The sequence below is a fragment of the Thermogladius sp. genome (assembly GCF_049970955.1).
GTDB lineage: Archaea > Thermoproteota > Thermoprotei_A > Sulfolobales > Desulfurococcaceae > Thermogladius.
Map to the genome: position 1 here is coordinate 1 of NZ_JBMFLY010000045.1, position 7062 is coordinate 7062.

The 7062-nt window shown below is 56.8% G+C and carries 5 protein-coding genes; 1 reads left to right on the forward strand and 4 read right to left on the reverse strand.

Annotated features, from left to right (window positions below; translation table 11 throughout):
• Position 1 precedes the first annotated feature (1 nt).
• The 3 genes from ACP5VX_RS05645 to leuS all read right to left on the reverse strand — a co-directional run bounded on the left by ACP5VX_RS05645 (position 2) and on the right by leuS (position 5072).
• Entirely contained in the window at positions 2 to 628 is a 627-nt protein-coding gene (locus ACP5VX_RS05645) for a MarC family protein (protein WP_428724910.1), read from the reverse strand.
• A gap of 48 nt (positions 629 to 676) precedes the next feature.
• Complete coding sequence (locus tag ACP5VX_RS05650) at positions 677 to 2053, reverse strand: dihydroorotase (RefSeq protein ID WP_428724911.1); 1377 nt, start codon at positions 2051 to 2053, stop codon at positions 677 to 679.
• A gap of 106 nt (positions 2054 to 2159) precedes the next feature.
• Positions 2160 to 5072 carry a leucine--tRNA ligase gene (gene leuS / locus ACP5VX_RS05655; RefSeq protein ID WP_428724912.1) on the reverse strand — a complete coding sequence of 971 codons (2913 nt, stop codon included), beginning with the start codon at positions 5070 to 5072 and terminating at the stop codon, positions 2160 to 2162.
• A gap of 84 nt (positions 5073 to 5156) precedes the next feature.
• Between leuS and ACP5VX_RS05660 the strand changes: the two genes are divergently transcribed.
• Complete coding sequence (locus ACP5VX_RS05660; RefSeq protein ID WP_428724913.1) at positions 5157 to 5852, forward strand: polyprenol monophosphomannose synthase; 696 nt, start codon at positions 5157 to 5159, stop codon at positions 5850 to 5852.
• Here the strand turns inward: ACP5VX_RS05660 and ACP5VX_RS05665 are convergent.
• Entirely contained in the window at positions 5832 to 6842 is a 1011-nt protein-coding gene (locus ACP5VX_RS05665) for an AbrB/MazE/SpoVT family DNA-binding domain-containing protein (protein ID WP_428724914.1), read from the reverse strand. The genes ACP5VX_RS05660 and ACP5VX_RS05665 overlap by 21 nt on opposite strands.
• Positions 6843 to 7062 lie beyond the last annotated feature (220 nt).

The window sequence follows — 7062 nt, forward strand, 5'->3', positions numbered from 1 at the left end:
CTTACTTGTAAACGCTTACGATATAGCCGTAGACCCCCTTCGCTATCATGTCCACTGCCACGCTGGCGATTATGATCGACATGAACCTGCCGAGCGCCCTCACGGTGCTGACTCTCAGGAACCTGACCAACGCGTCGGAGAACTTGAGTATGAGGTAAGTCGTCGCTGCCGCGACCACTTCGGCGACTACGATGAGAGCCGTGTTCGTGAGAGACCTCTCCGAGCTGGTCAGTAGCAGGATCGTCGTGAGGGTGCCGGGCCCAACGATCAGCGGGGTGGCAATGGGCACTACGGCCATGTCGGTCGGCTCGACCCTCTTCGTCCTCGGCATCTCGCCGAGCATGTCGACGGCTAGCACCATTAGTACGATCCCTCCCCCTATACGGAGGCTAGCCAACGATATGTTGAACACCTCGAGTATGGTACTCCCGAGGAACGTGAAAACGAGCATTATCGTTAGCATCGCCCAGAAGGCCCTCCTCACGATCCTCTCCCGCTCTACCTTGCCAAGCCTCTCCGTGAGCGAGATGTAGGTAGGGAGGGCGGAGAACGGGTTCATTATAGCGAGTAACTGCACGTAGTACTGAGTTAGAAGCACGAGCAGGTCTACCATGAACGCCCCAGTCAATAACTCGCGCGAGACTGGGTATTAAGCAAAGGGGCTACACGGGGCCTTTCACTCCCCCTTCCTCAGCCTCCTCGCGAGGAGGCCCACGTAAACCCCGTGCCCTGGCTCGCCCACTAGCTCGCCCTTCTCTATGATCGGCACGCCGTTTACGAGCAGGTGCAACGGGTGCCCCTTGAGCTCAAGCCCCTCCCAGGGCGTCCAGTCCACCTTGTGGTGGTGCGTCGAAGCCGATATCCTACGAGGCTTCCTCGTCTCGAGTACAACCAAGTCCGCGTCCGAGCCTATAGCTATCTCGCCCTTCACCGGGTAGATCCCGAGTATCCGGGCCGGGTTCCTCGAGGTCACGTCAATGAACGTCTCCACAGAGATCCTCCTCCCCTCTACGCCGAACGTGTACAGGAAGGGCATCATTATCTCTAGGTTGGGGATGCCGCCCCAAGCGCTCCACGCGTCCTTCTCCTTCTCGGACCTGGGCGCGGGCGCGTTGTCGCTCGCGTAGACGTCTATGTCGCCGGTCTCCAGGCCCCTCCAGAGCGCGTCCCTGTCTGCCTGCGTTTTCAAAGTGGGGGCGACCTTGATGTAGTTGCCCAGCCTGAGGGTGTCGTCTCGCGTGAAGTAGAGGAAGTGCGGGCACGTCTCGACTGTCACCTTACTGTAGAAGCGCCTTATGAACTCGATCGCTTGGAGCCCTCTAGCACTGCTGAGGTGCGCGATGTGGAGAGACGCGCTGGTCTCGAGCGCGTAGAACCCGACCTTCAGGATCGCGGCGGCCTCGGCGTTGTCTGTCCTGTGCAAGTGGTAGTAGGACGGGTTGTCGAAGGACTTGTACCTCTTCTCGCCGAGCTCTATGAGGGGGTCGTCCTCGGCGTGGACGATGACTACGCCGTTGACGTTGGCCACCTGCTCGAATACTTCGACAATGTCGTAGTCCTCGGCTTTAAAGGGCCTAGCGGTGAAGACCTTGAAGGTCTTAACCCCCTCCCTCGCGAGGGCCGGTATGGAGTCCTTGTTCTTCCCGTTCATAAAGCCCGCTGTAATACCGTAGTTCAGGTAGGAGTTCTTCTTGGCCTCCTCGACCTTCAGCTTGAGTACGTCTAGGTTGTCCACGTAAACTCTGAGCGGCATGTCGATCAGGGTGGTGAGACCGCCGAAGGCTCCGGCCAGGCTACCAGACTTCCAGTCCTCGTTTTGCGTGTACTGGGGGTCGTAAACGTGGGCGTGGATGTCTATCCCGCCCGGAAACACCGGCTGGCCCTCCGCGTTGATCACCTTCTCGGCGGGGAAGTCCTTTTTACCTAGCGCCGCTATCTTGCCGTCTTCTACTAGGATGTTGCCCTCAACGAACTCCTTACCGAGGAAGACCTTGGCGTTCCTGATGAGAACGCTGCCGGCACCCATAATGGAGCCCTGGATACGAGATGTCAAATAAAGATAAGGCTCGAGTAAATTAAAAATTTCTCTTATAGCCCGCAGAGGGGCGGACTTCCCGTGGACAAAACACCTTCTCGCGCTCAGCTACGTGAGGCAAACTCTACGACTCGAAGAGGACGAACAAGCCCGGCTTCCCGGGGAGCGCTTTCTCGGCTTTAGATAACCCCATGGAGAGGGCTTCTTCCTCCCCCACGACTCTGACCACAGCACCCGTTTTCCTGCCTATGTACTCGGACAGCCTCCTCAGGGTGTCGAGCTCTAGGCTGTGATCGACCCTCACCACCTCCTTGTCTAGTTGCCCCGACTTCCAAGCCCTGTATACTTCGGACACCAGCCTCTCCTTACCAGCGCCGACCGTGCTAGACACCTCCCTTATCACATCTCTTAGCTCCAAGCCCTTCATTGCCAACTCTAAGACCCTCCTCTTCCACTGGGACGCCACTATCACGTAGACCTCGCGGGGCTTCCTACCCACGGCTCCCAGGATGTTCTTTACGTCCTCGACTACCCTCTCCACCTCGTTGATCAGCGCTTCGGCGGCATCGTCGAAGTAGGCCTCGTATCCGCTGGGCCAGCTACTGGTCGACAGGAACCCGCTACCGCCCATTCTACTCCACAACTCCTCCGTCAAGTGCGGGATTACAGGGTTGAGGACCTTAAGCCAGTCCTGTAGTACATACTTCACGTCGCAGGGTAGGAACCCTCTCATATCCCTGTACCTGTCTATGAGGTTCAGCACGTTGAAGAACACGTTCTGGACGTAGTCCCTAATCTGGTAGGCCTCGACCGCCTCCTCGCCGGCTTTAACGAGCCTGTAGAACCTGCTCTTAAACCACCTCGACAGAACGTCCTCGCCTACGTCGACGCACCTCCCCTCTATTAGGTCGAGGGCGAGCCTGGTGAACTTCTGTAGGAGGTCCGCCGTGGCCGACACGTCCTTCTCCCTCCAGTCCAAGACCGTGTCTAGGCTGGCCGCCCAGGCGATGTAGAGCCTGAACAGGTCGGAAGAGTACTTTTCGGCTATATCCCTCAGGTTGATCACGTTTCCCTTGCTCTTGCTCATCTTCGCGCCCTCCCTGATGACGGGCTCGTTGAGCGTTATCGCGCGAGGCCAGTACTTCTCTGGGAAGATCACGGCGTGGTGGATCAGGTAGAAGGAGAGGTGGTTCGATATGTGGGGCGTCGACGTGTGCCTCAGGTCAACGGGGTACCAGTACTCGAACTCCCTTCTCAGCTCGTCGAGGAGCTCCGGTCTAAGCCCCGTCTCAGCGGCTACTCTCTCCCTCTCGCCCTGGCCCAGGAAGACGTAGTCGAAGAACTCAGGTCTCAGGTTCTCCGGCTTGACGCCGGCCTGCCTCAGCTTGTGGACGATGGTGTAGAAGGCCATGTATATCGTCGAGTCGCTCAGGCTCTCGATGATCCACTCCTCGTCGAAGGGTAGCCTCGTGCCGATACCCCTCTTCCTGGCACAGGGCCTCTTCTCGAGCCAGTTTATCGCGTCAACGAACGCCTTCTTGTACTTCTCCGGCTTGACGACGAGCCTGTTCTCGATGTAGTCTAGCAGGGTCTTCTTGAGGCTCTCGCTGGTGTAGTCGAGGAACCACTGGTCTACGATCTTGGCTACTATGATCTCACCACCGGCCCTACACCTAGCCTTCCTGTTGAGCTCCAGGAACCTTATTGCGTCGCCCCTCCCGATCAGTAGCTGCTTGACGATTTCCCTCGCCTCTCTGACCGGCTTCCCCTCCACGAGCGGGTCCTTGACAAGCATACGGCCTTTGTAGAACTCCTCCTTGTAAACTATGCTAGTAGCCTCCTCGAGCCTCTCGTCGTACTGGTCCTTTATCCCCATTGACTCGACTACCAACTGCGCGTAGTGCCCTTCCACGCCTGGGACGTCAATGATCTTGATCGGGCTTATCGAGTCCACTAGTGAGGGGTCCAGGCCGTACCTGGACAGGAGGCTCTTGTCCTTCTTCAGGTCGTTCAAGGCTACGTAGTCGTAGGGGGCGTCGCTCGGCTCGGAGTACACAACGCCTGTCCCGAGGTCGGGGTCCACGAACCACGCTGGCAAGACTACGAGCTCTTGCCCGAGCGGGCTCCTGGCCTTGCGACCCAGGAGACCGCTTCCCGGTAGTTCCTCAAGGACCTCGAACTCCAGCTCGGGGTACTGGTGCTTGAGCTTCACGAACGCCTTCTCGGAGGTGATGTAGACCTCCTGGCCCATCTTGAACCTAACGTACTTGGCCTCCGGGTTGACCCATAGATTCGTCGCCCCGTACAGCGTCTCGGGTCTAAGCGTCGCTGCCAAGAGCACGTCCCCGCCGTCCACCAGCCTGAACTTGACACCAGTGTACTCCACTATCTCGACGGGGTTCACGTCGGCGTCCTCTATGTCGTCCTCCCCTTCCGGCTGCTTGTGGAGTAGGCAGTAGGTGACGTAGTGGCTCCCCCGCGTCAAGAGCCCCTTCTCCCAGAGCTTCAGGTACTGCCATTCCACGAACTTGTTGTACAGCGGCTCGCCCGTGTGGAACTTCCTCCTCCAGTCTATGCTGTAGCCCAGGGCGTCGAAGTCGACGTGGACGTTCTCTGCGAAGAACTCCGCCAACTTGAGCGGGTCTTTGAAGGACTCGAGGGTCTCCTTCACCTTCTCTTCGTCGCTGAGGTACATCCTCACGTAGGACTCGTACCTGGCTATTACCTTTTTGTCCCCTCTCGAGATCATCTCGGATATCGCTACAATAGGTGTACCAGTGATGTGGAAGGCCATTGGGAACAGGACGTTATAGCCGCGGAGACGCTTGTACCTGGCTATAATGTCGCCTATCGTGTAAGTCCTACCGTGGCCTATGTGGAGAGGGGCGTTGGTGTACGGGTATGGAACGGTTATGAAGAACTTAGGCTTGGCGGGGTCCGGCTCAGGCTCGAAAACGTGGCTCTCACGCCACAGCTTCTGCCACTTCCTCTCGACACTCCTGAGCCACTCCAGGAACTCGTTAGAGCCCTGTTGCAAGCCTCACACCGAACTTGGCTAAGGTAATTATATGAACCGATAAGGAAATATAATCGTAGTGCCGTGGTAATCCGGTAGTCCGGTATGAAGGTTTCGATCGTTGTTCCGACGTACAATGAGAGAGACAACATACCGGCGCTCCTGAGGAGGATCGACGGGGCGATCAGGCCGCATGGATGGGATTACGAGGTCGTAATTGTGGACGACAACTCGCCGGACGGCACAGCAGAGCTGGCTCAGCAGCTCAGCGGCCTCTACCCGGTCAAGGTGATAAAGAGACCTGGGAAGCTAGGGCTCGCCTCCGCGGTCGTCGAAGGGGTGAAGCACGCGGACGGGGACCTCGTCGTTGTCATGGACGCAGACCTCCAGCACCCACCCGAGGTGATCCCTCTGATCGTGGAGAAGCTCTCGCGGTGCGACGTCGTAGTAGCATCGAGGTATGCAAAAGGCGGAGGCGTGATGGGCTTCCCTTGGTACAGAAGGTTGATGTCGAGGGGCGCCGCCGTTATCGCCTGGCTCTTCATCCCCGAGTCGCGCAAGACGAGCGACCCTATGTCGGGTTTCTTCGGCTTTAGGAGACGGGTGATCGGAGACTTTGACACGGTTGAGCCGAGGGGCTACAAGGTTCTACTGGACTTACTACGGAGGGCTCGGCAAGCGAAGGTGTGCGACCAGCCGTACGTGTTTACATCGAGAGAGAAAGGCAAGTCTAAACTGGGCCTTAAAGTGATCTCGGCATACATCCGCCATGTCTTGAAGCTAGCTTTCTCCGAACTGTAGGCGTTGAGTCAGGTACTTTATGTCGCTCACCAGCTCTACTATGTCCAGGAGGTAGCCCCTGACCCTGTAGAGGTTATCGTAGATGAAGAAGTAGTTAGGGTTAGAGGCGATTATGTGCTTGTTGGTCTCCTCCGCCTTCTTCACGTTCTCGTACTCTACATTCAGTAGGCTGGAGAAGTCCTTCCCGCTCTTGGAGGCGTAGAGGTTCATAACCTTGTCGCAGAAGTCTGCGAGCGTGTTGATGTGGTTCAGCGTCGCCTCCCTCACCCTCTCGTCTAGCCTACCGTCGAGGTCGCTCAGGTCCCTCGCGAGGAAAGCGACGTGGTCCACAGCCCTCTCGAGGTTCCTGAGAATGTTGTAGTACACGTTCACCTCCGCAAACGACCTAAACCCGATGTCCTTCGGCAGGATCTCGCCCATGAACACCTTGTTGAACACCCTCAGCCCGTAGAGGGTCAGCTTGTCCACCAAGCTGTCTCTCTCGGCGATCTCCAGGTATGCGTCTCTCCCTGCTTCTTTGGCGATAGCATTGGAGAGGTCCTGAAGCATCATCCTAAGTATCCTGAACACTCTTAGGATGATCTCGTCGACGCCTATGCTGAAGTCGCCTGCCACGTTCTTGACCACGTACTCGAACTGGCTCGTCTCGACTATCTCTAGCCCGATCGTTTTGTTGATGAGCTCTCTCACCACACTCCTTGCGTAGTCGGCTGAGCACCTCCCGCAGTTGATCTTTATCTCGTCGTAGCCCGCGAGGTAGGCTGACACTAGTTGTATCATGTCGTAGGCGCGGAGGCCGCTCAAGTAGAATGTGTAGGACTTCTCGAAGCTCCTCCTAGACTGCACGGGGCTGATCTTCAGGCTCAAGTCTGGCAGTATCTCTATGACGACCTCGTCGTGCTGCTTGAGGTTGTGTAGCCTAGCCCAGTCCTTAGGTAGCGATACCATGTATGTAGAGCCGCTCATCACTTGAATTCTTCTCTTGAACAACGCCCTCGATTAATTATCGCAGTAGAGGGTTAAATACTTTAAAGGGTGTTTAAAGGTTAACAAGGCTAAACATATTAACAGCATAGACTATATGCTATAACCATGAACGTAAAGAGGAAGATCTCGATCACGATTGCTCTCCTGCTAGGCCTCGAGGCCCTCTTGTTCATACTCATAGTTGTATCAAAATAACGCCGAACGCCCTTCCTCCACTAAAGTC

Excerpts from the sequence above, each read along its gene's own strand:
- ACP5VX_RS05660 (WP_428724913.1), top strand. The coding sequence starts at position 5,157 with ATGAAGGTTTCGATCGTTGTTCCGACGTACAATGAGAGAGACAACATA.